Source organism: Streptomyces sp. NPDC021749, assembly GCF_040640655.1.
Taxonomy (GTDB): domain Bacteria; phylum Actinomycetota; class Actinomycetes; order Streptomycetales; family Streptomycetaceae; genus Streptomyces.
Genome location: NZ_JBFACE010000025.1, coordinates 1 through 25,789 on the forward strand (window position 1 = coordinate 1; position 25,789 = coordinate 25,789).

Here is a 25,789-nt window from a genome sequence, read left to right on the forward strand (position 1 = left end):
GAGCTTCCTCGCCGGCCTCCACCTGCGCGCCTCGATGATCTGGGTTACAGACCTCATCCGGAGCACCCGGTGATCACGACTCGATACGCGCCCTAGATGATCGATTCCAAGGGAGGCCTGATGAGTGGAGCCAGGTTCCTGCGCGGCCCAGCCGGTCATGCGCGCACTGACCGCCTACGACCACTAGAGTTCGCCCGAAAATCGCCTGGCTGGATGGTGGTGTCGTCGACGTTCGTTCGCCGTGAACGAAGTGCTGTCGCAGGTGAACGAGCTGCTGTTTTCCTCGGCCGAGGGCGTGTTGGTGGAATCGGCCGAGGTGATCGACACACGAACAGAGCCACTCCGCCAAGCCACTCCGCGAAGTCACTCCGCGACGACTCGACCTCCGCTCTCCGACTGGGCGCTCGCCGCGTGAGACGATCGGACATGTGAGCAAGACTGATGGCTATTCAGAAGCTCATTTGATCTCCCTACGGTGGACAGCATCACACCGAATCGACAGGGGAGATCCTGATGCGAGCTGTTATCCAGAAGACCTTCGGCGGCCCGGAGGTCCTTGAGGTCACCGAGGTCGAACGCCCCCGCCCGCTCTCTGGCGAGGTACTCATCCGGGTGCACGCCAGCGCGGTCAACCCGGTCGACGCCGCAGTCAGATCCGGTGCGTTCCCGCTCCTGGGCGAGCCGCCGTTCGGCGTCGGCTGGGATGTATCGGGCGTCGTGGAGGAGGCGGGGCCCGGAGCCCGGTTCGCGGTGGGCGACGAGGTGTACGGGATGCCGTTCTTTCCCCGCGCAGCCACTGGATACGCCGAGTACGTCGCCGCCCCGTCGCGGCAGGTCGCCCGCAAGCCCGCCACCCTCGATCACGTACACGCCGCCGCCCTGCCGCTCGCCGCGCTCACCGCCTGGCAAGGGCTGGTGGACGCGGCGGACATCAAGGAAGGCGACCGGGTGCTGATCCACCGGGCAGCCGGCGGCGTCGGCCACCTCGCGGTGCAGATCGCCAAGGCGCACGGGGCGCACGTCATCGCGCTCGCCAGCGCTGCCAGGCACGAGTTCGTGACCGGTCTGGGTGCGGACGAGGTGATCGACTACCGAACCATCGACTTCACCGAAGCGGTCCAGGACGCGGACGTGGTCTTCGATTCCACCGCCCAAGGCGCGCGTTCGCTGCGCGCGCTGCGCCCCGGGGGCGTGCTGGTCAGCATCCTCGAACACGGCGACACCGACCTCGCGGCCACGGTCGCGGCGGCCGGGCGGCGCTTCGCCGGGGTCTCCGTGGAGCCGGACTACGCGAGCCTGGAGGCGGTCGCCGCGCTCGTGGATGCCGGCCGGATCCGCCCTCATGTCGAGAAGACCTTCCCGCTGGCCGAGGCCGGCAAGGCACATGAGCTCATCGAGTCCGGGCGGGTGCAGGGCAAGGTCGTGCTGACGGTCTGATACGGATACCGGCCGCTCCCTTGCGCCGGGGGGCGGCCCCGTATCGTTCGTCATCGACGAGGGGAGCGACGATGGACATCCTGACCGAGGCGTTGGCCTCCATGCGCACCGGCAGCCCGGCGTCCGTCCGCACTGACGGCCGCGCGCCATGGGGGTTGCGGCTGCCGCCGGTCGCGGGCGCGGGATTCCATGTGGTGCTCCACGGAACGTGCTGGCTCGTCCCGCTGGATGACACCCCGCCGATCCCGCTCGCCCCCGGCGACGTGATCTTCGTACGCGACGGCCGCGGCCACATCCTCGCCGACCAGCCCTCGACACCGGCTGAGGAGCCCCGCCCCGAGCAGTTCAGCGACACCATGCCCATCGGCTCCGTCTCGCTGGGCGGTGACGGCCCGCGCACCAGCCTGCTGTGCGGCAATTACCACCTGGACCAAGGCCGTCCCCACCCCCTGGTCATGCGGCTGCCCGAGATCATCCACCTGCCCACACGGCACGGCCGCCACCCCGAACTCAGCGCCGCCGTCCAGCTGCTGGGCGCCGAGCTGGACAACCCACGCATCGGCTCCGAAGGCATCGTGCCGAGCCTGATCGACTCGCTGCTGCTCTACATCCTGCGCGCCTGGCTGGACGACCAACCCGCCGACACCGCTCAGGGCTGGGCCGCCGCCCTGCGCGACGCCGCGGTCGCACCCGCCCTGGCGGCGATCCACCGAACGCCCGCGACGCAGTGGACCGTTGAGTCCCTGGCCGCCCGCTCCGGCTTGTCCCGCGCGGCCTTCGCCCGCCGCTTCCACGCGCTGGTCGGCGAACCGCCGATGGCCTACCTGACCCGCTGGCGCATGACGACCGCCGCGAAGCTGCTGCAGGAGTCCGACGCACCGCTGACGACGGTGGCGGCACAAACCGGATACGGGTCGGAGTTCGCCTTCGCCAAGGCATTCAAGCGGGAATTCGGGCTTGCCCCTGGTATGTACCGGCGCCAGGCGCGCGCCGCGTGACATCGCCCCGGACCGAAGGGACGTCGACGTCGACCGCTACCGCGCGCGCTGACCTGCGAGCACCTCGGCACTCGTCGCGATTCGCCCGCAGTCGTGAACGTCCTCTCTGTCGGGGAGACGGCGAAGCGACGACGAGAAGCGGGTGGTGAGACTGCGCCGGGCCCGCGATCTACACCTGCCGCCATCCCCTCGCCATGCTGCGTCGCGACCGCGCCAACGCACCTGAAATCATTGCTGTGTTGGACGCCGGTCGTTCAGGGCACAGCTCTGGGCGAGCCGGCGGGGCAGACGCCCTTTCTGTGCTGTCCGAGCTCGACTCCGCAGCGGTTCCACCAGGGCGAGGCATCCTCGGAGGCCCGTAAAGAGCCGGCAAAGACGTGATCCAGGGCTCACGCGGTGCCACGGAAACCTGACACCGCGGAGACAGCCACAGATCGGGATCTGACGGTGTTCTGTAAGGCCAACACCCCTTTGCTGCTTCGAATTTCGTTGATCATCAGGGGTTGTTAGCCGTGTTTCCATCGTGCCACGCTCCTCCCGTCGCGACACCGAGATCCACCGCCTGACCAGGCGCAATCGCGAAGGGCATCCAGGATGGCCGGATCACGCTCGATCTGCCCGACGGCCTCACCGCCGAGGACGCAGTGGCATGGCAGATGCGGATGGCCGAGCACGACGGCGTCGTGGTCACCCCCTCCGGAGACGTCCGCTTCAGAGCTGCTGGCGCAGCAACTGCGGTGCCGTCGCGAGGAGTTGCGAGCAGAGCCGGCTGCTGAAGACGGTAGGGCTGCGCGCCGGACGGGACGCGCAGCCCCACGCAACCACGCGCAGCCCCAGGCAACCCCGACTGCTCGACCGGAAACCGGCGCGCGCCGCGGCGTGCCGACGCTCAAGGAGGTCACCCATCACTCAGCTCCCCACCCGCCGCGAGCACGCTGTCGCAGCGATCAGCAGAGGACTGGGTGCCGTCCCCGCCTCCGGGCTGGTCATGGGCGGTGTGATCGGCCTGCAGGCAGGGGCCGCCCTCACCACACGCCTCTACCCGGCCGTGGGACCGGCGGGAGTGGTGACCCTGCGCCTGTGCATCGCCGCAGTCCTCCTCACCGCCCTGTGGCGGCCTGGACTGCGGTGGGACCGAACCACCCTCGGAATCGCCGCCGCCGCCGGAACCCTGCTCACCGTGCACCACCTCAGCTACTACGAAGCGGTCGACCGCCTCCCGCTGGGTGCCGCCACCACCATGGAGTTCCTCGGCCCCTTCGCCCTCGCGCTCCTCGGCTCACGCCGGGCCGCCGACCTGCTGTGGGCCTGCCTGGCCGCCGCCGGCGTCGTACTGCTCAGTCACTCCGGCATCCCCCTCAATGCCGCGGGACTCGGCTTCGCCACCCTCGCCGGATGCTGCTGGGGCGGCTACATCCTCATCGGCAAACGCCTGGCCGAACGCGTCCCCGACGGCCGCGGCCTGGCCCTCGCCGTCACCTGGGGATCCCTCCTCAGCCTGCCCTACGGCATCGTCCAAGCCGGCACCCGGCTCCTGGACCCCGGCACACTCGCCCTCGCCAGCGCCGTCGCCGTACTCTCCAGCGTCCTGCCCTACACCTTCCACCTCGAAGCCCTCCGCCGCCTGCCACCCCGCGTCTTCGGCATCCTCACCAGCCTCGAACCCGCCGTCGGAGCCCTCATCGGCCTACTCCTCCTCGGCCAGCACCTCGCCACCCTGCAATGGGCCGGAGTGCTCGCCGTAGCCCTCGCCTCCACCGGCGCCACCCGCACCCCACGCCGCGACCCCAAGCCGCCCCCGCCCGAGACGCCAAGCGACACACCAGACGCCCTGACGACCCGAACGCCTGCGGAGTGATGTCACGGGCCAGGAGAACTCTTCGCATCCCGCGGAGTCGCGCCAAAGGCTCCTCGGCCTCATGCCTCGCATGCGTCAGGGCTCGCGTGGGTCGAGCGCCAAGGGGACGTTGACCGCGGCTCCCTCACGTTTCTGGCGCATCGATCTCCGATCAACGGCGAGGTGACGTACGCATGCTGTTCCGCACGCGAGGCACAGGCAAGGTCTCTTCCTGACAGGCAGGGTCTCTTCCTGACAGGCAGGGTCTCTTCCTCATACGCCGGGGCGAACACGCCCCGGGGGCGGACCGCGGTCATGGCCGGGGTGCTCGTGAGCGTGTCCGTGGTGGCGCTGGGGGACGGCTTCCGCGGACGAGATCAGGAGCTGGGACCAGCGGTCCGGGGCCGTCGTTCAGGCACGCGCCGCCGACCCCACCGGTAGTGGCGAGAGTGTGCGGCCCGGACGGCCGGGGCGCGCTCGGCCCGGCCGACGTGGACGAGGTCACGACGGCGGCGGGACTCAGCGGCCGCGCAGTGCGGCGAGCGTGGCACCGAGGTCGGTGGTGCGGGGGCGGTTGGGGGGCATCTTGCCGAGGACGGCCGCCATGCCGCAGGTGTCGGTGAGGGCCGAGAAGACGAGACCGCCCGCGATGGCGGCCGAGAGCAGTTGACAGGCCGGGTGCACGAGCAGGCCGAGGGCCAGTCCCAGGAGCACCAGCGCCCCCGCGGTGAAGCGGACCTGCCGTTCCATGCTCCAGGGCGCCCGGGTGTCGCAGGCCGTGGGCCGGTGCAGGCCATGTCCCTGCGCGGCCCATGCGGTGGTGCCGCCCGCGAGGGTGGCGGTCGGAATGCCCTGTTCGGCCAGGAGTTTGCCGGCGCTCTCCGAGCGGGCGCCCGAGGCGCACACCATGAGGACGTCGCCGCGGCCGGCCGCGTGCCGGAGCTCGGGCAGTGCGCGGCGGAGGCGGTCCAGGGGGATGTTGAGCGCGCCCGGCAGGTGGCCGGAGGCGTACTCGCCGGGAGTGCGGACGTCGATGACGGTGAGCTCGTGGAGGCGCTCTCGCACCTGGTCAATGCCGAGCGTGGTGGGGGAGAGGGGGCTGGTCATGGCGGCGGTGATCCTTGTCTTCCGGCTTCGGTGTCGGTCGTCGCCGTCCCGGACGGGACGTAGAGTACCCCTAGGGGTATAGGCGGAGGAGTGGTCGTGGAACTGGAGCTTGAGGGCGCCTCCTTGAAGGCCGTGCTGAACCGGCTGCGCCGGGCGCAGGGGCAGATCTCCGGTGTGATCCGGATGATCGAGGAGGGCCGGGACTGCGAGGACGTCGTCACGCAGCTGGCCGCGGCGTCCCGGGCGCTGGACCGGGCGGGTTTCGCGATCATCGCCACCGGGCTGCAGCAGTGCGTGGCGGACATCGAGTCCGGCAAGAAGAGCGGCGAGGACACCGAGGCGATGCGCGCGCGGCTGGAGAAGCTGTTCCTGTCGCTGGCGTAGGAACTCCTGGAGGCCGGGGCACTCATGCGACGGCGTCCACCAGCATGAAGCCGGCCACCCCGAGCAGGGCGAGGGCGAAGACGCGTTGCAGGGCGGCCCCGGGCAGCTTTGCCGACAGGCGCTTGCCGTCCCAGGCGCCCAGGACCGCGGCCCCGGCGAACGGTCCGATGGCGGCCCAGTTCAGGCCGCTCGCCGTTCCGGCGCGCAGGGCCAGCGCGGCGAGCGAGTTGACGGTGATGACCAGCAGGCTGGTGCCCACCGCCGCCCGCATCCGCATGCCGAGGACGTTGACCAGCGCCGGTACGGCGAGGAAGCCGCCGCCGACGCCGAGTACGCCGGTGACCGCGCCGAGCCCGGCGCCCGCGGCCGCCGCTCGGCCGGGCCGTACCGGTGCGGTGGTTGCCGGCGCCGGGCGGGGCCGGAGCATGCGGATCGCGGCGACGGCCGCGACCACGGCGAAGGCCGCGGCCAGTGCGGCTGCCGGCAGGCGTCCGGCGAGCGCTCCGCCCAGCATCGCCGGGCCGATCCCGGCCGCCGCGAACAGCAGCCCGGTACGCCAGCGGACCTGGCCGTCGCGGGCGTGTGCGGACAGCGCGGTGGCGGAGGTGACGGTGACGATGACCAGGCTGGCTGTGGTTGCCGCGACCGGGGTGAAACCGAGCAGGTAGATCAGGGCGGGCACGGCCAGCACGCTGCCGCCGCCCCCCAGCGCGCCGAGGGCCAGGCCGATGACGGCTCCGGCGAGCAGGGCGAGTATCACCCCGCTCATGCGACGGTTCCGTCCGTGCCGTGCGCGTCCACGACCGGCAGACCGGCCACGGCCCGCTGCCGTACGCCGCCGACCACGTCGAGGCTCGTCATGGTTCCCGCTCCTGTCCGCTTGGGTTCTGGGGCCCTGCTCAGGGGGTGCTGACGGTGAGGCCGGCCTGCTCGGCCGCGTCGAAGGCGTCGTCCACGGCCACCACCTCCCGGCCGGCCGCATCCAGCAGGGAGGCGGCGATGGCGGCGCGCATACCGCCCGCGCAGTGCACCCAGACCTGGCCCGCCGGGATCTCGTCGAGACGCCGGGGCAGGGTGTGGACGGGGATGTGGACCGAGCCGTCGATGAAGCCGGTGGCCCGTTCGGAGTCCCGGCGGACGTCCAGGACGACGACGCCGTCCGCGGAGCGCGCCGCGAGGTCGGCGAAGGTGGCCCTGGGGAAGGAGGTGAGGGCTTCGCCGTCCCGCACCCAGTCGGCCGGCTCGCCGGTGGCTGCGGCGGCCGGCCGGTCGATGCCGACGCGGACCAGCTCGCGCTGGGCGGCGGCGAGTTGGCCGGGCGACTCGGCGAGCAGGGTCACCGGCTTGCCCCAGGGGATCAGCCAGGCCAGGTAGGTGGCGAGCTGCCCCTCGGCCTCGAAGTTGAACGCACCCGCGACGTGGCCGTCGGCGAAAGCGACGCGGTTGCGCAGGTCGACCACCCACTCGCCGGCGGCCAGCCGGGCGGCGATCTCCTCGGCGTCGGCGACGGCGGGCGGGGTGAGGTCCACCGGAGCGGGTCCGTCGGCGTTGGCCGGGCCCATGTGGGCGTAGTACGCGGGGATGTCGTCCAGCCCGGCCAGCAGGTCCGCGACGAAGGTGTCCACGTCCCGGGTGAGCGCCTCGTTGGCCGCCTTCTCCTCGCCGATCGTGGTGGACTCGCCCGCCGCCTGCGAGGAGGAGCAGAAGCTGCCGAAGCCATGGGTGGGCAGCACTGCCGTCCCGTCGGGCAGCTCGGCGGCCAGCCGGTGCGCGGAGGCGTGCTGGGCACGGGCGAGGTGCTCGGTCAGCCGTGGCTCGACCAGGTCGGGCCGGCCGACGGTGCCGATCAGCAGCGAGCCGCCGGTGAACACCGCGACCGCCGTGCCGTCCGCCTCCAGGACGTAGGACGTGTGGTGCGGGGTGTGACCGGGAGTGGCCAGCGCCCGCACGGCCAGTCCGGCGGTGGTCTCGATCTCCCAGCGGTCACCGTCGTGCACGGGTACGCGTTCGTACGAAACGCGGGCCGCGGCGGGAACGAGATACGCGGCGCCCGTGATCCGAGCCAGCTCAAGGCCGCCGCTGATGTAGTCGTTGTGTATGTGGGTCTCGACGACGTGGGATATCCGCACGCCGTGCCGCGCCGCGGCCGCGATCACCGGCTCGATGTCCCGTGGTGGATCGACCGCCACGGCCGTCCGCTCGCCACCGGCCAGATAGCTGCGATTGCCGAGGCCGGCGATCTCAAGGGTGTCGATGAAGAACACGCGATGCTCCGTTCCAGTGGAGAATTACCCCCGGGGGTATGTATCGACGGTAGCATCCATACCCCCTGGGGTATTTCAGCGGGCAAGGGAGAGCCCTGTGAAGCAGCTCACGGATGACCGGCCGCGCGGCCGGCCACCCGTCAGCGCCGGGCAACCGACAGGAAGGCCGACCCCATGCGCTACGACCGCACGGTGCACCTCGACACCGACTTCGCCACCGCCGTCACCCGGGTCCGCGAGGCCCTCGCCGAGCAGGGCTTCGGCATCCTGTCCGAGATCGACGTCACCGCCACCCTCAAGGCGAAACTCGACCAGGCCATGGAGGACTACGTCATCCTCGGCGCCTGCAGCCCGGCACTGGCCCACCGGGCCCTGGAGACGGACCGCACCATCGGCCTGCTGCTGCCCTGCAACGTGGTCGTCCGCGCCGACGGCGACCGCACCGCCGTCCAGGCCCTCGACCCGCAGACGATGGTGGCCCTGACCGGCCTCGACGCCCTGCGCCCCATCGCCGAAGAGGCCACCGGCCGCCTCGACGCCGCTCTCGCCTCCCTCACCAGGACCGACCAGGCGCAAGGACGCTGAGCATGCCCGACCCCGCCGATGCCCACCCGGCCCGCGTTCCCACCCGCGTGTCGGCGGCAGGCGCTCTCGGGCCGTCCTTCACGGAGCGAGGGAGAAGTAGTTCTCCTCCTCCTGGGTGAAGTGCAGACGCAGGACGGTGTTGAGGCCGTAGAGGCAGGAACGCAGGTCGTCGAGTTGCTCGGCGGAGAGGCCTCCGCCCGCGTGGGCCAGTTGCAGATGGGTGGCGATGCGGCGGGAGAGACGCTCGATCTCGGTGTGGGCGCGGCTCATGGTGGCGGTGGCCTCGGGCCCGCCGAGAGTGGGCGCGAGGGCGGGGTAGAGCTCGTGCTCCTCGGCGTACTCGTGCGGCAGCAGCCGTTCGGTCAGCAGCCGGTGGGTCTCCTCCACCGCGGCCAAGGCTGCGGGGCCGGAGCCGTCGGAGAGGCAGCCGGCGGCGTCGCGCACGGCGTCGAGGACGTCCTGGAGGTCGTCGTGTTCGGCGGCGAAGCGGTGGATGAGGGCCTCGGCGGCGGGGGTGAGGGCAGGTCGCGTCGCCTGGTCGGTGCCCAGGGCGCGCAGGGCGTTGAGGATGACGGCGACATCGATGCCCTCCTGGAGCAGGGCACCGGCGGCGGGCGGGAGCAGACCGAAGGCGGCTACACCCATGGCGGCCAGGGACATCAGCATGCCACCGAGGGCGCTTTGGACGGCGATGCGCCGGGCACGCTGGGCGATGGCGACGGCGTCGGCGAGACGGTCGACGCGGTCGGTGGTCAGGACGATGTCGGCGGCTTCGGAGGAGGCGGTGGAGCCGCGGGCGCCCATCGCGACGCCGATGTCGGCGGCGGCGAGGGCGGGCGCGTCGTTGACGCCGTCGCCGACCATCACCGTGACCGCGCGCTCGCGTTCGGCGCGTACCGCGGCGACCTTGTCGGCCGGGCCGAGTTCGGCGCGTACGTCGTCCAGGCCGAGGACGGCGGCGACCTCGTGGGCGGGCGCGGCGCGGTCGCCGGTGAGCATCAGCAGCCGGTTGATGCCCGCCGCCCGCAGGTGGCGCAGGGTGCGTGGCGCGTCGTGGCGCAGGGGGTCGCGCAGGAGTACGGCGCCGGCCGGATGCCCGTCGACGGTGAGCCAGGCGACGGCCGCGCCGTCCAGGAGCGCGCGGGTGTCGACCGCCTTCGCCCAGTCCGGCCGGGCGGTCGCTGTGCCCATACGCCCGACGGAGGTCCGGTGCCCGTCCACGTTTCCGGTGGCGCCCCGGCCGGGCTCCTCGGTGACGCCGGTCGGGACCGAGAGCGCCAGTCCGCGTTCCCGGGCGGTGTCCACGAGGGCCTGGGCGAGGACGTGGGGCGAGTACTGGTCGAGCGAGGCCGCCAGGCGGAGGACTTCGGCGGGTTTGCCGTCGGGAGCGGCGATCACGTCGAGGACGCGAGGGCGGCCGCGGGTGAGGGTGCCGGTCTTGTCCAGCAGGAGGGTGCGGGCGCGACCGAGGTTCTCCAGCGCACCGCCGTCACGGATGACGACCCCGAGGCGAGAGGCCCGGGAGAGGCCGGAGACGATGGCGACCGGAGCAGCCAGCAGCAGCGGGCACGGGGTGGCGACCACCAGGACCGCGACCGCGCGGACCGCGGAGCCGCTGATCAGCCAGGCCAGCCCGGCCACCGCGAGCGAGAGCGGGAGGAACCAGACGGCGTAGCGGTCGGCCAGCCGCACGACGGGCGCGGACTCGGCGCCGGCCTGCCGAGCCAGCCGCACGACCCCGGCGTAGGTGCTGTCCTGCTCGGTGGCCGTGGCGCGCAGCTCGAACGCGCCCGCGGCGTTGACCACGCCACTGCGCACCAGCTCGTCCCGGGCCCGCTCGATCTGGAGGGACTCGCCGGTGAGCACCGACTCGTCGAGGACCGCGGCGGCGCTCGCCACGCGGCCGTCGACCGGGACGACCTCACCGGGACCGACGACGAGCAGGTCACCGACGGCGATCTCGGCCAGCGGCACCGTGGCCACGCCGGCCCCGGTGCGGCGGCGCGCGGAGCGGGGCGCGTGTTCCAGCAGGGCGCGCAGATCGTGGGAGGCACGTCGCTGGGCCGCGGCTTCGAGGGTGCGGCCGGTGGCGAGCATCAGGGCGATCAGCGCACCGGCCAGGTACTCGTGGACGGCGAGGGTGCCGACCAGCGCGAGGACGGCGATGAGGTCCACGCCCGCGCGCCGGTGCCGCAGCGCGGCGAGCACCCATCCCACGGCGGGAACGACGGCCGACAGGGTGCCCAGTCCCCAGAAGAGGTCGGCGAGGCCGGCGGCTCCCGTGAGCCAGGCGATGCCGCCGGCGAGCAGGGCGGCCGCTGTGACGGCCAGGAGGAGGGGTTCCAGCCGTAGCCGTGGGGGCGCGACCGCCGCGGTCGGGCGGTTCGGCCGGGTGGTGAGGGTGCGGTGGTGCATGGCGTACCTCGGTCCGTGCGGCGCCGGGACGGTCAGGCCGGTCCCCCTCCAGCACAGCGTGCCACCGGGGGCCGGCGGGAGGGGACGTCCGGCCCTGTTTCCGGGCCGGGCAGACGGTGCCTGAGCGTGCGGGTCATGGCCGGACCCGGTCGGAGTGGAGGGCGAGGCGGGGGCAGGCGGCGACGGCTCGGCGGGCATGGGTGCGCAGCTGGTCGGGTACCGCTCGGTCTTTCAGGACGGGATAGCCCCATTCGTCGAGTTCGATCAGTTCGGGCAGGAGCTCGGCGCACAGGCCCGCGCCGGTGCAGGCGATGCGGTTGACGCGCAGGGTTCGGGTGCCGGTCATCGCCATGTCTCCGGAGGTGTCGCGGCCGGTACGGGAATGCGGGGCGGCAGATGGGCGGCGGGGCAGGGGCCGTGGGTGAGGTGGTGGTCGACGTCGTCGGCGAAGGCGTGCAGGGCGGAGGCGGCGAGACGGGCGGCGCCGTCGGGGTGGCGGCAGGCGCCGCGGTCGGGCAGCAGACCGGTGTGGCGACGCAGGCGCGCCGGCAGGCCGGGATCGGCTCGTCCGGCGGCCAGGGCGGTGAAGTCCTCGGCCACGGCGGGCAGCCCGAAACGGCAGGGGCCGCACTGGCGGGCGCTGTGGGCGGCCAGGTAGGCGAGCATCCGTGCCGTCTCGTTCACCGCGCAGGCCGCCCGGGGCAGCGCGATGAGGACCCCGGCGCCGGGGGCGGCACCCAGCGGGGCGAGGTCGCGACGGGCGAGGGGCGTGTCCAGATGTGCCGTCGGCAGCCAGGTGCCGGCGAAACCGCCGAGCAGGACCGCCCGCACAGGCTCGACGGGTCCTCCGGCACGGCCGAGGATCGTGGTGATCGGTGTGCCGAGCACCACCTCCAGCACACCGGGGGCGGCGACGGCGCCGGAGACGGTGACGAGCGTGGTGCCGGGCTCGTCCGGGGTGCCTGCCTGCCGGTACCAGTCGGGTCCGTAGCGGGCGATGAGGGCGAGGTGGGCGAGGGTCTCAGCGTTGTTGACGAGCGTGGGGCGCCGGTCGACGCCGCGCTCATGGGTGCGTGGCGGGCTGCCCTGCGGGCGGGCCGGGCCGCCGCCCAGCCAACGCACCAGAGAGGTCGACTCGCTGGAGACATAGGCGTGGGGCAGGGCGTGCAGCCGCAGCCGGACCGGGTCGAGACGGGCGCATCGGCGCTCGTCCAGGGCCGCACTCAACTGCCGGTGCTGGGCACCGCGGGTGCGGGGCAGGCACACGTGAACCGTGTCCGCGCCGATCGCGGCCGCGGCCAGCACGGCGCCGTCGAGTACCAGGTGGGGTGCGACGGCGATGAGGAACCGGTCCTTGCGGCTGGCTGGTTCGCTCTCCATGGCGTTGACGACGACCACGGCGCGGCCACGGCGTTCCGCCACGGCGCGCAGCTTGCGGGCGGTGGGGAAGCCCGCGCCGCCGCGCCCGGTGAGCCCGGCCACCTCGACGTCCTCCACCAGCGGCATCGACGTGCGGCTGCCGACAGCAGCGGTGACGGGCGGCGGCCCGTGGCGCCTGAGATGGTCGTTCAGGGTGGCCGGCCGCCCGGTGGCGTACCAGTCCGCCAGAAGTCGGGCTTCGCCGGGGGAAGTCGGGCGGCGGAAGGGCGCCAGGGGCGCCGTGGCCGAGGAGTTCACCGTCCACCTCCCAGGACGATCGTGGTGGCGGCCGCGCGCTGGGCCCAGCCGGGCTGCAACGGGCCGGTGGCGAGGAACGCGCCGAGCACGACCGGTACGGCGGCTGCGGCTGCGGCGGCGAGCACGCGCCCGATGAGGCGCCCCGGACCGGCCCTGGCCAGCCGCCACCACACGGCCGCCACCACCGCGCCGAGGCATCCGGCGTAGATCCACAGTTGAAGAGCCAACCGGGTGTCGGTGCCGGTGCCGACGCCGTGGAAGAGGGCGAGCGGCCAGGCCGCGTACGCCAGCCGGTGCACGGCCTTCCAGCGGCGCACGCCCAGGCGCTGTCGCAGGGCGCTGGTGAGGAGCACCGCGAGCAGCAGGTCGAGTGCGGCCGTGCACGGCCCGAGCCAGAGCGGTCGGTAGGACGCCCCGAACGGCACCACCAGCACCGCCCACCCCAGGTGGACGAACGGATCGAGTACGGCCGTCACCACGTGCACGGCGAGGAACACCAGCGTGAGCAGGGACAGGTTGCGGTGCAGCAGGCCGATCTCGAACCGGCCGATGCGGTGGGGCGCGGCGCGGCCGCCGGAGGCGATGCCGAGGGCCACGGTGGCCGTGAGCAGCACCAGGGCGAGGGTGCCGCCTGCGCGGCCGGCGTACCAAAGGGGGCTGCCCGTGAGGGCCAGCGTCGTCATCGCGGGCCTCCTGGAGCGGGAGCGTCGGTGTCGGGAGGCCAGCCGCCGAGGCGAACGACGTGGCCGTCGAGGCCGACCAGGCGAGCGGGCAACGCGGTGCCGCGCAGCCGGTCGACGGCCCGGTCACCCAGCACGATCGCCGCCGTAGTGGCGGTGTTGGCGTCCACGCACGTGGCCGCGGCGACGGTGACGGTGCGCCAGACGGGGGCGGCGGGCTCTCCGGTGGCCGGGTCGACGATGTGGTGCAGGATGCGGCCGGCGCGTCGCCAGGTGCGCACGCGGATGCCGGAGGTCGCCACTGCGCCGCCGGTGATGGCGACGGCGGGGCCGCGGTCCGTCGCGGGCCGGGCGTGGTCGTCGGCCAGGGCGATGCGCCAGCCGCCTTCGGGTGCCGGTCCGGCCGCCGCGAGGTCGCCGCCGAGGCTGACCAGGACGCCACAGCCGGTGGCAGCGGCGGCGTTGCGGGCGGCGCGGTCGGCGGTGAGGGCCTTGGCGGTCGCGCCCAGGTCGAGGTGGGTGTGCGGTGGCAGGCACAGCCGTCGGGTGTGCGGGTCGAAGGCGATCCTGCGCCATCCGGGGGCGGGTTGGGGCGGTGGCAGGGGGCGGACGTCGTCGGGGCGCAGGGACACGAAGGTGCGGTCGTAGCCGAGCGCGGCCATCGCCCGGCCGACGGTCGGGTCCACGGCTCCGCCGGTGAGCCGTGCGGCCCGGAGAGCGGTCAGGAGGGCCTCGGTGAAGCAGGCGCTGACCGTCGTGGGAATGCCCGCGGTGAGGTTCACCCGGGTCAGTTCGGAGTCGGTGCGGAAGCGGCTGCAGGCACGGTCGATGGCGGCCAGTTCGGCGCGCAGGACCACCTCGGCGGTGGGCAGCGCGGCGGGCTCGGTGACGAGCAGCGTGGCCGTGGTCCCGAGAGCCGGGAAGCTCAGTTCGGCGGGTGCCGGCTTCGCGATGTGCGTGGTCATGACGCCCCCGTGGTGGTGTGCGGCTTCTGCTGGGTGGGGGTGGGCGGCGGGGCCGGGGTTTTGGGCGCGGGCTTCGTGACGGCCGCGGGCCCCTCGTCGTCCGAAGCGCCCTCTTGGTCCTCCTTGGTCGTGGTGGACGACGCCGGCGGGCTCTGCCCGGACGGGGCCGACGGTGCGGGGGAGGGGGAACTCCCGGGCATCAGCTGGGTGTAGGTGCCGCCGAGGGCGGCCGTCGCTGCTACGGCGGTGACGGCGAGCCACCGGGTGAGGCGGCGGGTCCGGCGCAGCCCGCGGTCGCGTGCGCGGGGGGAACCGGCCGGGGGGAGGGTCTGGTCGAAGGCGTCGGGTGAAGGTGCCATGGCAGCGGCTCCTGGTGATACGGCGGCCCGGATGGGTTGCGTGCACTCCCAGGCTGTGACCGCGGCATCCAGAAACTCGCTCACATCTCCTTCAGGACCGGTAAAGATCTTGGGCCACCACGTGGCGGCCCGCGTCAGCCCTGCGGCCACCGCGGCAGTTCCAGCACGACGGTCAGCCCGCCGCCCGGGGTGTCCTCCAGCCCAGCCGTACCGCCGTTGGCGGTGACCAGCCGGTGGACGATGGCGAGCCCCAGACCGGTACCCCTGGCCTCCGGGTTGCCGAATCGGCGGAAGGCGACCGCCTTGGCCTCAGCACTCATCCCCGGGCCGTCATCCCGCACGCGCACGCGGGCCAGGCCCTCAGCCGCTCGGTGATCGAGCGTCACGCTCCCGCCCTCGGGCACGGCGTCGACGGCGTTGGCGATCAGGTTGTCGAGGATCTGTTCCAGGTGGCCCGCGCCGAGCGCGCAGGTCAGGGCAGGTCCGTCGGAGACGGTCAGCCGTACGCCGCGTTCCTCGGCCACCGGCGACCAGGCCGCCACCCGCTCGGCCACCACCTCGTCGACCCGGACGGCCACGGGCCGGAACGTCGCCTGTTCGGCGCGCGCGACCGCGAGCAGCCCGTCGACCAGCCGCGACAGCCGGACGATCTCCTCCTGTGCCAAGGCCAGCTCGGCGGCGGTGTCGCCCTCCGCCCCGGCCGCGAGGACGTCGAGCCGCAGCCGCAGCGCGGCCAGCGGGGTCCGCAACTGGTGGGACACGTCGGCGAGCACCGCCCGGTGACCGTGCACCAGCGCCTCCATGCGGGCCGCCATGGTGTTGAAGGTGGCGGCGAGCCGGCGGACCTCCGGCGGCCCGCCACCGACCTCGGCCCGCTCGTCGAGCGCGCCCTCGCCCAGCCGCTGGGCGCTGACGTCCAGCCTCGACAACGGGCGGCTGACCCAGCGGGCGAGGCGGACGGACAGCAGCACGGAAGCGGCCAGCCCCACCGCGCCGATCGCTGCGGACCAGCCCCAGAGGGCGGCGATCCGGGCGTCGAGCGGGGCCGCGGAGCGCGCCAGGACGACCGCGCCGGACGGACTGCGAACCTCACCGGCCGGCTCCGCCGTCAGCAGCCGCCCCTCGTTCTCCGGCGGCTCGGGCTCGTGTCCGGACACGACTTCCTCCACCAGTTCCTCTGCCTCCTGGCCCTGGGCCGCCGTACAAGGGGTACTGGCCACCAGGCGTGCGGCGGCGTCGTACACGGCTGCGCAGTCCCCCGCGCGGGCCGCCGCATCCAGTTCCCGGCGCATGGCGGTGGGGGGCTTGCGGTCGGAGAGGTGTTCCTCGGCCGCGGCGGCGACCACCCGGGTGGCCGCCCGCTGGCTGTCGCGGAAGGCGACCCGCTCGCGGGCCGTCATCGACACCGCGAGCGGTACGACCGCAAGTACCAGCAGCACGGAGGTCAGGACCAGGAGCGTCCAGGTGATCCGGCGGGTCATGACCGTTCCCGGGAGTCCTGCCCCGCCCCGAGCCGGAACCCGTGCCCGTAGACGGTCTCGATCAGCCTCGGCACGGCGAGCTTGCGGCGCAGCGCCGCGACATGCACGTCCACCACCTTGGTAGGGCCGTACCAGTCGGCGTCCCACGCCCGCTCAAGGATCTGCTGGCGGCTCACCACCCGGCCGGGGTCGGCGGCCAGGCACTCCAGGATGCCGAACTCCTTCGGCGTCAGCGCGACCACGCGGCCGCCGACCGAGACCTGCCGGGTGCGCAGGTCGAGCGTGAGCGGCCCATGGCGTACGGTCTCCGGCTCCGCCGGGCGCCGGCGGCGCAGCACGGCCCGCATGCGCGCGAGCAACTCGGCCAGCCCGAACGGTTTGACCAGGTAGTCGTCGGCGCCTTCGTCCAGGGCCACCACCCGGTCCGCCTCCTCGCCCCGCGCGGTGACGGCGATGATCGCGGCGTCCGACCGCGCCCGCAGCCTCCGGCACACCTCGACGCCGTCGATGTCGGGCAGACCGAGATCGAGCAGAACGACATCGGGGCTGGGCGCGGAGAGCGCCGCACGCCCGGTACGGACGCCCTCGACCGCGTAGCCGGCCTGCCGCAGCCCGCGCACCAAGGAGTCCGCGATGCCCCTGTCGTCCTCGACGACCAGCACCCGCGTCTCGTCGGCCACGCCCGTGTCCCTGGTGCTCATGCCCGATGCCCGTCCTCCCGGCGGTGAGCTCAGCCGTCCGTCCCCGACACCCAGCCTGCTCCTCGCGCCCCTTGCGACGGCAGGGCCGTTCGTCCCCGGACCGCGCTGCTCGGACCGCCTCCGTCCCGGCGCGCACGTCGGTCACGAGGGCACCGGGCGGCTCAAGCCCACACCGGCCGGACGGTTCCTGGGCCCCCCGGCCGCCATGGGGTTCCGTCAGGGCGAGGCACTCGGCGCAGCCGGTTCAGCGCCGCCTGGAAGGCGGCGGCGTGCGTTTCACCGTTGACCGCCTGACGCAGATTGGCCGTGTTCGTGCCGACCACGCCGGCCAGCGTGGCCGCCTCGCGCAGGTGCTCGTTCAGCTCGGTCCGCGCGCCGTGGCCGGGAAGAGCCGGCCGACGGCGGCGGGGCGCCGAGCACGTTCCGTCATCACCCGGACGGCTCGGCAGGCAGGGCAGTGGTGCACCCGACCGGGTCATATGAGGGAGTGGCACTTTCACCGAGCGGTCCCCGGGACGGGGAAGCCATGTTCCGCCACTCGATACGTACCCTCCTGCTCGGACAGGTCGAGCTGGTGCGGCGGGGCACGGCGGCCCCTGGGGCGCGTCCAGGGACGGGCCGGTATCGCTGCCGCGCAAGAGTTCCCGGGCGGGCCATCGGGTCCTCCTGCGCTGCGCGTCACGGAGGCAGAGGATGGACGGGAGCCGGGCCGGCGGGCGTACGGCCGGGCCGGCGAGGAGGCGCGGCATGGTGAAACCAGTGGTCGTGGGAGTCGACGGCTCACCGTCCAGCCTGGACGCGGTCGAGACGGCGGCACGCGAGGCGGTGCTGAGCGGAGGCGGCCTGCGGCTGGTGCACGCCTTCGGGTGGCCGTCGATCCATCCACCGCCCGGTGGCCCGCCCTGGGATCCTGCCAGGGCGGGGATGCGCGAGCTGGTGGATGGCACGCTGGCCGAGGCCGAACAACGGGCACGCGAGGTCGCGCCGCGGGTGGACATCACCCGAGAGGTCACCGTCGGCGAGCCGCTGATGGTGCTGGAGATCGAGTCGCGCACCGCCTCGCTCGTCGTGGTGGGCAGCCGCGGGCTGGGCGCGTTCGGCAGTCTGCTCCTCGGATCCACCGCCGTGCACCTGGCCGCCCACGGCCGCTGTCCGGTGCTGGTGGTACGGGGCAGGCCGAACCCGACCCGACCCGTACTGCTGGCGGTGGACGGCTCCCCGGCGGGCCAACGCGCTGTCGAGTTCGCCTTCGGAGAAGCGTCGATGCGCGGAGCGGGCCTGCTGGCCCTCCACGTGTGGAACACCTGGAGCGAACGTGCCTACGAGGGGCCGGGCGACCCGCTGAACATGGTGGTCGACGTCGACCGGCTCCGCGACGAGGAACAGCGGCTGCTGGACGACACGCTGGCTCCGTGGCAGACGCGTTACCCCCAGGTCGCTGTGGAACGGCGCCTGGTGCGCTCCCGGATCCGCCCGGCCCTGATCGACGCGAGCCACGAGGCCCAACTGGTGGTGGCCGGTGCACGGGGCCGCGGTGGCTTCACCGGCTTGCTGCTCGGCTCGGTCAGCCAGGCTCTGCTCCATCACGCGCACTGCTCCGTCGCCGTGGTCCGCGGCAAGGAATGACCCGCCTGCGCTCACGACCGTGAACCCGGCGGCGGACGCCTCGGAGCCGCGACGGTTGCCGTGGGCGTTCGCGCTGGACGCCGAGGCCCGCGGGCCGAGGTCGCGCAGGCCGATGTCGCGCTTCCGGACGGGCGACTGCCGGCCGTGTGCCGGAGGGGCCGTCCGGCCCCCCTTCGCCGCCGCGTTCCCCCGGGCCGCTCTCCGGCCAGAGAGGGACCCGTGGCCCTCACCCGAGGCCGCCGGCGGGCTCAGTATGGACACGACTCCCTCAGGCGAAGGACGGCTGACTCATGTACCCGAACGATGGTTTCCGGGAGCTCGGCCGTGACGCGTGCCTGCGCCTGCTGGCGACGGCACCTGTCGGCCGCGTCGTCCACACGCGCCAGGCCCTGCCTGCGGTCGTGCCGGTCAACTTCAGCCTGGACACCGACGGAGCGGTGCTGCTGCGCACCTCGGCGGCCTCCGAGCTGGCCCGCGCGGTCGACGGCGTAGTCGTAGCCTTCGAGGCGGACGCGGTCGACGTGGACACGCACTCCGGTTGGAGCGTCGTCGTCACCGGCCGGGCCGAGATCGTGACGGATGCGGCCGAGGCGGCGCGCCTGCAGCGGATCGGTCCCGACTCGTGGGTTCGCTCGCCCGAGGAGGTCTTCGTGCGGATCGAGCCGGAACTGGTCACCGGGCGCGAACTCGTCGGGGGCCGCACCATGTACGGCTTGGACCTCTCCGCCTGACCGCCGGGAACCTGGGCTCGGGCCGTGGCCGAGGTGCCTCGGTCCTGGCCGGATGACCTCCACCGGGGCGTGCTGCGGTTCCGGGCGGTGCGCTGCGCCCCGTTCGGCTCCCCGGCACGTCACCACCGTGGCACCTGATCGCCAAAGCTGTCGGGCCGTCGCTGCTCGTGCTGCGGTCGCACCTCGTGGGCGCGGGAGACCGGGGAAAACAACAGGGCCGACCGGCCCTGCCCTTCGGCCCGGATACGGGGAAGGATCTCGGCAGGGAGGGTCGAGCCGTCCCCGGGCGGACATCGGCACGGAACGACGAACCAGGGAGCAGTTTGATGGCGGACAGCGAGCAGCCCGGCGCCGACAACCCGATAAGGGTCTTCCTGCTGGACGATCACGAGGTGGTACGGCGCGGGGTGCGCGACCTGCTCAACGACGAGCCGGACATCGAGGTCATCGGCGAGGCCGGCACGGCGGAGCAGGCCTTGGTGCGGGTGCCCGCATTGCGCCCGCAGGTGGCAGTGCTCGACATCCGCCTGTCCGACGGCGACGGTGTGACGGTGTGCCGGGAGCTGCGCTCGCGCATGCCCGAGCTGGCCTGCCTGATGCTCACCTCCTTCGACGACGAGGAAGCGCTGCTGGACTCGATCATGGCGGGCGCCTCCGGGTACGTCCTGAAGCAGATCCAGGGCTCGGACCTGGTGTCCGCCGTGCGCACCGTGGCAGGCGGCCAGTCCCTGCTGGACGCCAGTGCCACCACCAAGCTGATGGCCCGGCTTCGGGGCGGCCGGCAAGAGGAGGAGCAGCCCGACGGGCTGCAGGGTCTGACCCAGCGGGAGCGGGAGATCCTTGCCCTGATCGGTGAGGGGCTGACCAACCGCCAGATCGGGCAGCGGCTGTACCTGGCCGAGAAGACGGTGAAGAACCACATCTCCCGTCTGCTGGCCAAGCTCGGCGTCGAGCGCCGCATCCAGGCCGCGGTCATCGCCACCCAGGTCCACGACCGGCAGCGGCCGGAAGGGCGCTGAACCCGACGCCGGACCTGGCCGGTGTGCCGGGACGCGGTGCTCTCGGACGGCCGGCAGAGCACAACGGGGGAAGCCAGCGGCAAGGCAGGGATCCATCCGTCCCGTGCCGCTCAGGCGGCGTGGCCGGCGCCGTACGGGGCGTAGAGGTCCAACAGCCGGGTCCTGGCGGAGCGCAGGTGATGGGCCAGTACCTCACCGACCCATTGGGTCACGGCCTGGCCGAGAGCCGGGTCGTCCTGGCACAGGGCGCGGACGGCGGCGCCGCTGAACTCGTACGCACGGACCGGGGTCGTCGCCTCGGCCCCCAGATGCCAGACATGGGGCGTGAAGAGCCAGGACCAGCCCAGGAGTTCGTTGTGGCCGAGGGCCTCGACGACGGCGGCGCGGCGGCCGGGCACGGGCATGTCGAGCTCGATCGTGCCGGTACGGATGATCCAGAAGCGGTCGGCGTGGGCTCCCTCCTCGAAGAGGCGCGTCCCCTGGGGGAAGGACACGTGCCGGGCTACCCGCATGAGCCGCTGCCGGTGTTCGGTGGGCAGTGCGCGGAGCATGCTGGGGGTGTTCATGTCCTGCCTCCCGACGGGGGTGTACGACGTGGTGCCTCCATCCTGTGACGGCGGGTGACAGGGGGCGAGGGGCCATCCGGTCCACAGGAGGGCCGCCCGGCCCCGGGACAGATCGTTCGGCTGCGGGCTCCCGGGCGAGCCGTCGCGGCCCACGTGGGCCGTCGCCCAGGTCCGGCGCTGTGGCCGGACCGACGGTCCCTGCCTGCAGGGAACTTCGGCCCTGTTCCGGGTGACGGCCCATCGGAATGATCGTTGTGACGGCCCGGACCCGCCCCACGGTCCCGGCTCTGACGGTGAGCGCCGTCTCTCCACGTGCGTACAACCAGAGGAGTCCTTGCATGCTTTCGCCCGAGTCGGCCGCTGTCGTCCGCGCCACCCTGCCCGTCGTGGGCGGAGCCCTGGACGAGATCACCATCCGCTTCTACGGCACCATGTTCGCGGAACAACCCGAGCTGCTGGACGGCCTGTTCAACCGGGGCAACCAGGCCAGCGGCGAACAGCGCAGGGCCCTGGCCGGATCCATCGCCGGCTTCGCCCGGGCCCTGCTGGCCGACCCCGACGCCCGCCCGGACGCCCTCCTCGCCCGGATCGCCCACAAGCACGCGGCCCTCGGCGTCACCGAGGACCAATACACCATCGTCCACAAGTACCTCTTCCAAGCCATCGGCGAGGTGCTCGGCGATGCGGTGACCCCGGACGTGGCGGCCGCGTGGGACGAGGTGTACTGGCTGATGGCCGGCGCGCTGATAGCTCAGGAGGCGCGCCTCTACCAGGAAGCCCGGGTCGACCCGCGCAAGCCGTGGCGGCAGTGGACCGTCGTGGAGCGGCGCGAGGAGACCCCGGACGTGGTCTCCTTTCTGCTGCACCCGGCCGACGGCGGCCCCCTGCCCCCGGCACGGGCCGGCCAGTACGTCAGCGTCCGGGCGCTCATGCCCGACGGCATCCACCAGACCCGCCAGTACAGCCTGTCCAACGCTCCCGGCGGCCGCTTGCGGCGCATCACCGTCAAGCGGGTGGCCGGCGTCGCCGACGCCCCGGAGGGCGAGGTCTCCAACCAACTGCACCGCACCGTACGGGACGGGGACGAGCTCACCCTGTCGGCCCCGTTCGGAGACGTGGTGCTCGACGACGCCGACACCCCGCTCGTGCTGGTCTCCGCCGGCATCGGCTGCACCCCCATGGCCGGCATGCTCGAACACCTCGCCGCCACCGGCGCGACCCGGCCGGTGTGGGTCCTGCACGCCGACCGCACCCCGACCGACCACGCTCTGCGCGCCGACACCCGACGTCTGGTGGAGCAACTGCCCGATGCGAGGGCGGAGTTCTGGTACGAGGCGGAGGCGGCCGAGGAAGCCGGTTCCCGCCCGGGCCTGATGGACCTCGACGGCCTGGACCTGCCCACCGACGCCGACGTCTACCTGTGCGGCTCGCTCCCCTTCATGCGCGCCGTCCGCACCCAGCTGCTCCGGGCCGGCGTCCCGGCGCGCAGCATCCGCTACGAGGTCTTCGGCCCCGACCTGTGGCTCGCCCACGCGGAAGGCTGACGGTCTCCGGCGGCGTGGCGACGTGGCGGCGCGCGGCCGGACCACTGGGCCGACCGCCTCATCTGCTCCTCCTCCGCCGCCTCAGCGCCCGACCTGGGTGCTGAGGCGGCGCGGGCGCGCCGCGGTCCGCCGGCCGCCGGCAGGGAGCCGCCGTCGATGACCTCCGGACGTCCGCCGTGGTGGTTCCGCGCCATCACCAGGCCGGTGCCGCGGCTCGCGCCCGAGGGCTGCGCGGGTCTGTGGTCGTGGCATCCGGTGTGCGGGCCGGTCGGTGGCTCATGCGGCGCGTCGCCCGGGACCGGGCCTCCGGCTGCCACGTCGTACGGCCGAGTGGGCCGCCGGAACCGTCCGCCCGCGGTAGACCAGGTACGGCCGGGTCAGATACCCGACCGGGACGCTCCACACGTGTACCAGCCGGGTGAACGGCCAGAGCGCGAAGAGCAGGCAGGCGCTCAGGGCGTGCCACTGGAACAGCAGCGGTGCTCCGGCGATCGACCCGGGTCGCGGCTGGAGGGTGAAGATGCCGCGGAACCAGACGGAGACGGTTTCGCGGTAGTCGTAACCGGGGCCGAGGACGTTGTGCGCGGCCGTGGCGGAGATGCCCAGCAGGACGGTCGTGACCAGCAGGGGGAAGAGCAGCTTGTCGGTGCGGTCGGTGCCGAGCCGGATCCGCCGGGTCAGCAGCCGCCGGGCGCACAGCATGCCGAGCCCGGCGACCATCGCGACGCCCGCCACGGAGCCCAGCCACACGGCCGTGGTGTGGTAGGCGTGCTCACCGATGCCGGCGGCCTCGGTCCAGGAGGCCGGCACCGCGAGTCCCACCACGTGCCCGGCGATCACCGCGAAGGCCCCCAGGTGGAACAGCGGGCTGCCCCAGCGCAGCCAGCGGTGTTCGAGGAGCTGGCTGGTGTGGGAGGTCCAGCCGAACTGGTCGTGCCGGTAGCGCCAGACATGCCCCGCGACGAACACGGCGAGGCAGATGTAGGGGACGGCGACCCACAGGAGAAGGTCGACGCCGCTCGGTGTGGCGAATGCGGATCCTGCGGCGCTCATCGTGGGCCTTCCGGGGGCGAGAGGGGCGGCATGAGGCTGGGCGGGGCCTGCTCGGGCGGGACGAAGGTGCCCGGCGGCGCGAACCCGCCCGAGCCGTACGGGTCGAGGCCGACGTCCTCGCCGGGCGGGCCCTGTGCGGCCAGTTCGGCCACGGCCGCCAGGTCCGCCTCGGTGGGTGGTGGCAGGAGCGTGAGCAGCGCGGCCAGGACGTGCCGATAGGGGGACCCGGCGTCGGTGAGCGCGTGGTGGATCAGCTCCAGGCCGCGCCGGTGCTGGCGCAGCGGCGCCTCGCCCCTGCCCGGCCCGGCGAGAGCGGCGAACTCCAGGACCACCGGCAGGTGGTCGGGCAGCTCGCCGCCGTCGATCTCCCAGCCGGCCGCCCGGTACCGCTGGGCGAGGGCGAGCAGTGCCATGCCCCGGCGGCGGGTGTCGCCGTGCAGGTAGTAGGTGAGGTAGAGGCTGCTCTTGCGGCGCAGGTCGAACATCTCGACGTAGTGCCTCTCCAGTGCCTCCGGCTCCTGGCCGGCGAACCAGGTGGCGGAGGCGGCCAGCCGTTCGGCGGCGGGTGAGGGCGGTAGCCCGCCGACGGTGGCGGTGAAGTCCGGCCGGGCGGCGACCAGTTCGGCGTCCGGGTACTGCAGCAGCAGCGAGCACAGCCGCAGCAGCAGCACCCGCGCCTCGGCCTCCTCGGGCGTGAGCCGGGCCGGGCGGCGCACGGCCGCTCGCAGCCGCGTGCGCACGAGGGCGGGAACGGATGGGGGTCCCCCCAGGCGTCCGGCACTGGGGGAGGGCAGGGGACTCACGGACGGCCTCCGGCGGGGGCTTCGGGCGTACGACGACGGAGGGTGGGGATACCGAGCATGACCTTCCGCCCGGCCGGCTCACCGGAGGACTCCACCGGGCAGCGGTTCTCCACGGCGGCCAGAGCGGCCGCGTCCTCCTTGTGCGCGGCGGGGACGACGTACCGGTCCCGGTACTTGGCGACGGCCAGCAGCCGGTGCAGGTCCTCAGCCTCGCGCGGGGTCAGTCCCACGGAGTGCAGCGCGGTCTCGTCGCCTGGCTCACCGAGGATGCGCTCGCGCATGTACGAGCGCAGCGCGGTGAGCTTCATCAGTACCCCGGCGACCACGCCGCCGTCCCCGGCGGTGAACAGACTGGCCAGGTAGTCGAGCGGGATGCGCAGGCGGGTGACGGCGGCGAACACGTGGTCCGGGTCGTCCTGGTTCCCGCCGGCGCTGCTCACCGCGTCCAGGACGGGGGAGAGCGGGGGGACGTACCAGACCATGGGCACGGTGCGGTACTCCGGGTGCAGCGGCAGCGCCACCTTGTACCGCATGACCAGGTCGTACACCGGGGAGCGGCGGGCGGCCGCCAGCCAGTCCTCGGGGATCTGGGACTCCCGTGCGGCTGCGATGACGTCGGGGTCGGCGGGGTCGAGGAACACGCCCCGCTGGGCCTCCAGCAGGTCCCGCTCGTCCGGGGTGGCCGCGGCCTCGCCGACGCGGTCGGCGTCGTACAGCAGCAGGCCGAGGTAGCGCAGCCGGCCGACGCAGGTCTCGGAGCAGACGGTGGGCTGCCCGGCCTCGACGCGTGGGAAACAGAACGTGCACTTCTCGGCCTTGCCGGTGGCGTGGTTGACGTACACCTTCTTGTACGGACAGGCCGTCACGCACATCCGCCAGCCACGGCAGCGGTTCTGGTCGACGAGCACGATGCCGTCCTCGACCCGCTTGTACATCGCGCCCGACGGACAGGCGGAGACACAGGCCGGGTTGAGGCAGTGTTCGCACAGCCGGGGGAGGTGGAAGAGGAAGGTCTGCTCGAACTCGAACCTGACCTTCTCCGCCCACGCCCCGGAGAGGTTGGGGTCGCCGCCCGCGTGCTCGGGCGCGCCGCCCAGGCCGTCCTCCCAGTTGGCGCCCCAGGTGATCGCGGTGGGTTTGCCGGTGAGGACCGAGCGGGGGCGGGCGACGGGGAGGTCCCGGCCGGCCGGGGCGCTGACCAGGTTGTCGTAGTCGTAGGTGACCGGCTCGTAGTAGTCCTCGATGGACGGCAGGTCGGGGTTGGAGAACAGGGACAGCAGGCGCTTGACCCGGCCGCCGGAGCGCAGGACCAGGCGCCCGCGCCGGTCCAGCGTCCAGCCGCCCTTCCACTGCTCCTGGTCCTCGTAACGCCGCGGGTACCCCACGCCCGGTTTGGTCTCGACGTTGTTGAACCAGGCGTACTCGACACCCGTGCGGTGGGTCCAGGTCTGCTTGCAGGTGACCGAGCAGGTGTGACACCCGATGCACTTGTCGAGGTTCATCACCATCGCCACTTGGGCCATGACGCGTCCGATGGGGGCTCCGCCACGGGGCATG

The 25,789-nt window shown here is 73.3% G+C and carries 25 protein-coding genes; 10 read left to right on the forward strand and 15 right to left on the reverse strand.

Annotated features, from left to right (window positions below):
• The first annotated feature begins 241 nt into the window (after positions 1 to 241).
• From AB0G35_RS23385 to AB0G35_RS23400, 4 genes are all read left to right on the forward strand, one after another.
• Positions 242 to 415, forward strand: a complete 174-nt coding sequence (locus AB0G35_RS23385) for a hypothetical protein (protein WP_360952676.1) — start codon at positions 242 to 244, stop codon at positions 413 to 415.
• A gap of 98 nt (positions 416 to 513) precedes the next feature.
• Positions 514 to 1,437, forward strand: coding sequence for an NADP-dependent oxidoreductase (locus AB0G35_RS23390; RefSeq protein WP_360952679.1), 924 nt, complete (start codon positions 514 to 516; stop codon positions 1,435 to 1,437).
• A 71-nt stretch (positions 1,438 to 1,508) separates the two neighbouring features.
• Positions 1,509 to 2,435 carry an AraC family transcriptional regulator gene (locus AB0G35_RS23395; RefSeq protein ID WP_360952682.1) on the forward strand — a complete coding sequence of 309 codons (927 nt, stop codon included), beginning with the start codon at positions 1,509 to 1,511 and terminating at the stop codon, positions 2,433 to 2,435.
• A 988-nt stretch (positions 2,436 to 3,423) separates the two neighbouring features.
• A complete protein-coding gene (locus AB0G35_RS23400; RefSeq protein WP_360952685.1) occupies positions 3,424 to 4,293 on the forward strand; it encodes an EamA family transporter in 870 nt (289 codons plus the stop codon).
• A 498-nt stretch (positions 4,294 to 4,791) separates the two neighbouring features.
• On the opposite strand, the gene AB0G35_RS23405 is transcribed toward AB0G35_RS23400, so the two are convergent.
• The gene (locus AB0G35_RS23405) at positions 4,792 to 5,379 is read right to left on the reverse strand and encodes a rhodanese-like domain-containing protein (RefSeq protein WP_360952688.1); all 588 of its coding nucleotides are present in this window, start codon (positions 5,377 to 5,379) and stop codon (positions 4,792 to 4,794) included.
• A 96-nt stretch (positions 5,380 to 5,475) separates the two neighbouring features.
• On the opposite strand from AB0G35_RS23405, the gene AB0G35_RS23410 reads away from it, so the two are divergent.
• Positions 5,476 to 5,763, forward strand: coding sequence for a metal-sensitive transcriptional regulator (locus AB0G35_RS23410; RefSeq protein WP_360952691.1), 288 nt, complete (start codon positions 5,476 to 5,478; stop codon positions 5,761 to 5,763).
• 22 nt (positions 5,764 to 5,785) lie between these two features.
• On the opposite strand, the gene AB0G35_RS23415 is transcribed toward AB0G35_RS23410, so the two are convergent.
• Positions 5,786 to 6,532: a sulfite exporter TauE/SafE family protein gene (locus AB0G35_RS23415; RefSeq protein WP_360952694.1), complete on the reverse strand. Its 747-nt coding sequence runs from the start codon at positions 6,530 to 6,532 to the stop codon at positions 5,786 to 5,788.
• A gap of 130 nt (positions 6,533 to 6,662) precedes the next feature.
• Positions 6,663 to 8,027 carry an MBL fold metallo-hydrolase gene (locus tag AB0G35_RS23420; RefSeq protein WP_360952697.1) on the reverse strand — a complete coding sequence of 455 codons (1,365 nt, stop codon included), beginning with the start codon at positions 8,025 to 8,027 and terminating at the stop codon, positions 6,663 to 6,665.
• A 174-nt stretch (positions 8,028 to 8,201) separates the two neighbouring features.
• Between AB0G35_RS23420 and AB0G35_RS23425 the strand changes: the two genes are divergently transcribed.
• Positions 8,202 to 8,612 (forward strand): DUF302 domain-containing protein, encoded by a 411-nt coding sequence (locus AB0G35_RS23425; RefSeq protein ID WP_360952700.1) that lies wholly within the window; start codon positions 8,202 to 8,204, stop codon positions 8,610 to 8,612.
• A gap of 78 nt (positions 8,613 to 8,690) precedes the next feature.
• Here AB0G35_RS23425 and AB0G35_RS23430 read toward each other — a convergent pair whose 3' ends face one another.
• The 8 genes from AB0G35_RS23430 to AB0G35_RS23465 all read right to left on the reverse strand — a co-directional run bounded on the left by AB0G35_RS23430 (position 8,691) and on the right by AB0G35_RS23465 (position 16,890).
• Positions 8,691 to 11,027, reverse strand: a complete 2,337-nt coding sequence (locus tag AB0G35_RS23430) for a heavy metal translocating P-type ATPase (RefSeq protein WP_360952702.1) — start codon at positions 11,025 to 11,027, stop codon at positions 8,691 to 8,693.
• Between the two features lie 133 nt (positions 11,028 to 11,160).
• Complete coding sequence (locus tag AB0G35_RS23435) at positions 11,161 to 11,373, reverse strand: ferredoxin (RefSeq protein WP_360952705.1); 213 nt, start codon at positions 11,371 to 11,373, stop codon at positions 11,161 to 11,163.
• Positions 11,370 to 12,704 carry an NADH-ubiquinone oxidoreductase-F iron-sulfur binding region domain-containing protein gene (locus AB0G35_RS23440; protein WP_360952708.1) on the reverse strand — a complete coding sequence of 445 codons (1,335 nt, stop codon included), beginning with the start codon at positions 12,702 to 12,704 and terminating at the stop codon, positions 11,370 to 11,372. Before AB0G35_RS23440 ends, AB0G35_RS23435 begins: the two co-directional genes overlap by 4 nt.
• The gene (locus AB0G35_RS23445; RefSeq protein WP_360952712.1) at positions 12,701 to 13,387 is read right to left on the reverse strand and encodes a ferric reductase-like transmembrane domain-containing protein; all 687 of its coding nucleotides are present in this window, start codon (positions 13,385 to 13,387) and stop codon (positions 12,701 to 12,703) included. The genes AB0G35_RS23440 and AB0G35_RS23445 overlap by 4 nt, the downstream gene beginning before the upstream one ends.
• Positions 13,384 to 14,349, reverse strand: coding sequence for an FAD:protein FMN transferase (locus AB0G35_RS23450; RefSeq protein ID WP_360952716.1), 966 nt, complete (start codon positions 14,347 to 14,349; stop codon positions 13,384 to 13,386). The genes AB0G35_RS23445 and AB0G35_RS23450 overlap by 4 nt, the downstream gene beginning before the upstream one ends.
• Entirely contained in the window at positions 14,346 to 14,708 is a 363-nt protein-coding gene (locus AB0G35_RS23455) for a hypothetical protein (RefSeq protein ID WP_360952719.1), read from the reverse strand. The genes AB0G35_RS23450 and AB0G35_RS23455 overlap by 4 nt, the downstream gene beginning before the upstream one ends.
• A 134-nt stretch (positions 14,709 to 14,842) precedes the next feature.
• Positions 14,843 to 16,189 (reverse strand): HAMP domain-containing sensor histidine kinase, encoded by a 1,347-nt coding sequence (locus AB0G35_RS23460; protein ID WP_360952722.1) that lies wholly within the window; start codon positions 16,187 to 16,189, stop codon positions 14,843 to 14,845.
• Positions 16,186 to 16,890 carry a response regulator transcription factor gene (locus AB0G35_RS23465; RefSeq protein ID WP_360952725.1) on the reverse strand — a complete coding sequence of 235 codons (705 nt, stop codon included), beginning with the start codon at positions 16,888 to 16,890 and terminating at the stop codon, positions 16,186 to 16,188. Before AB0G35_RS23465 ends, AB0G35_RS23460 begins: the two co-directional genes overlap by 4 nt.
• A gap of 747 nt (positions 16,891 to 17,637) precedes the next feature.
• Here AB0G35_RS23465 and AB0G35_RS23470 point away from each other — a divergent pair.
• The 3 genes from AB0G35_RS23470 to AB0G35_RS23480 all read left to right on the forward strand — a co-directional run bounded on the left by AB0G35_RS23470 (position 17,638) and on the right by AB0G35_RS23480 (position 20,266).
• Positions 17,638 to 18,516 (forward strand): universal stress protein, encoded by an 879-nt coding sequence (locus AB0G35_RS23470; RefSeq protein WP_360952728.1) that lies wholly within the window; start codon positions 17,638 to 17,640, stop codon positions 18,514 to 18,516.
• A gap of 290 nt (positions 18,517 to 18,806) precedes the next feature.
• Positions 18,807 to 19,247, forward strand: a complete 441-nt coding sequence (locus AB0G35_RS23475) for a pyridoxamine 5'-phosphate oxidase family protein (protein WP_360952731.1) — start codon at positions 18,807 to 18,809, stop codon at positions 19,245 to 19,247.
• A 326-nt stretch (positions 19,248 to 19,573) separates the two neighbouring features.
• Complete coding sequence (locus tag AB0G35_RS23480) at positions 19,574 to 20,266, forward strand: response regulator transcription factor (protein ID WP_360952734.1); 693 nt, start codon at positions 19,574 to 19,576, stop codon at positions 20,264 to 20,266.
• Positions 20,267 to 20,376: 110 nt separating this feature from the next.
• Here AB0G35_RS23480 and AB0G35_RS23485 read toward each other — a convergent pair whose 3' ends face one another.
• Positions 20,377 to 20,832, reverse strand: coding sequence for a cyclic nucleotide-binding domain-containing protein (locus tag AB0G35_RS23485; protein WP_360952737.1), 456 nt, complete (start codon positions 20,830 to 20,832; stop codon positions 20,377 to 20,379).
• Positions 20,833 to 21,170: 338 nt separating this feature from the next.
• On the opposite strand from AB0G35_RS23485, the gene AB0G35_RS23490 reads away from it, so the two are divergent.
• Positions 21,171 to 22,376, forward strand: coding sequence for a globin domain-containing protein (locus AB0G35_RS23490; protein ID WP_360952740.1), 1,206 nt, complete (start codon positions 21,171 to 21,173; stop codon positions 22,374 to 22,376).
• A 276-nt stretch (positions 22,377 to 22,652) separates the two neighbouring features.
• Here AB0G35_RS23490 and narI read toward each other — a convergent pair whose 3' ends face one another.
• From narI to narH, 3 genes are read right to left on the reverse strand one after another with little or no spacing between them, the layout of a single operon-like run.
• A complete protein-coding gene (gene narI / locus AB0G35_RS23495) occupies positions 22,653 to 23,429 on the reverse strand; it encodes a respiratory nitrate reductase subunit gamma (RefSeq protein ID WP_360952743.1) in 777 nt (258 codons plus the stop codon).
• Positions 23,426 to 24,169: a nitrate reductase molybdenum cofactor assembly chaperone gene (gene narJ / locus AB0G35_RS23500; protein ID WP_360952746.1), complete on the reverse strand. Its 744-nt coding sequence runs from the start codon at positions 24,167 to 24,169 to the stop codon at positions 23,426 to 23,428. The genes narI and narJ overlap by 4 nt, the downstream gene beginning before the upstream one ends.
• A 59-nt stretch (positions 24,170 to 24,228) precedes the next feature.
• Positions 24,229 to 25,788 carry a nitrate reductase subunit beta gene (narH, locus tag AB0G35_RS23505; protein ID WP_360952749.1) on the reverse strand — a complete coding sequence of 520 codons (1,560 nt, stop codon included), beginning with the start codon at positions 25,786 to 25,788 and terminating at the stop codon, positions 24,229 to 24,231.
• Position 25,789 lies beyond the last annotated feature (1 nt).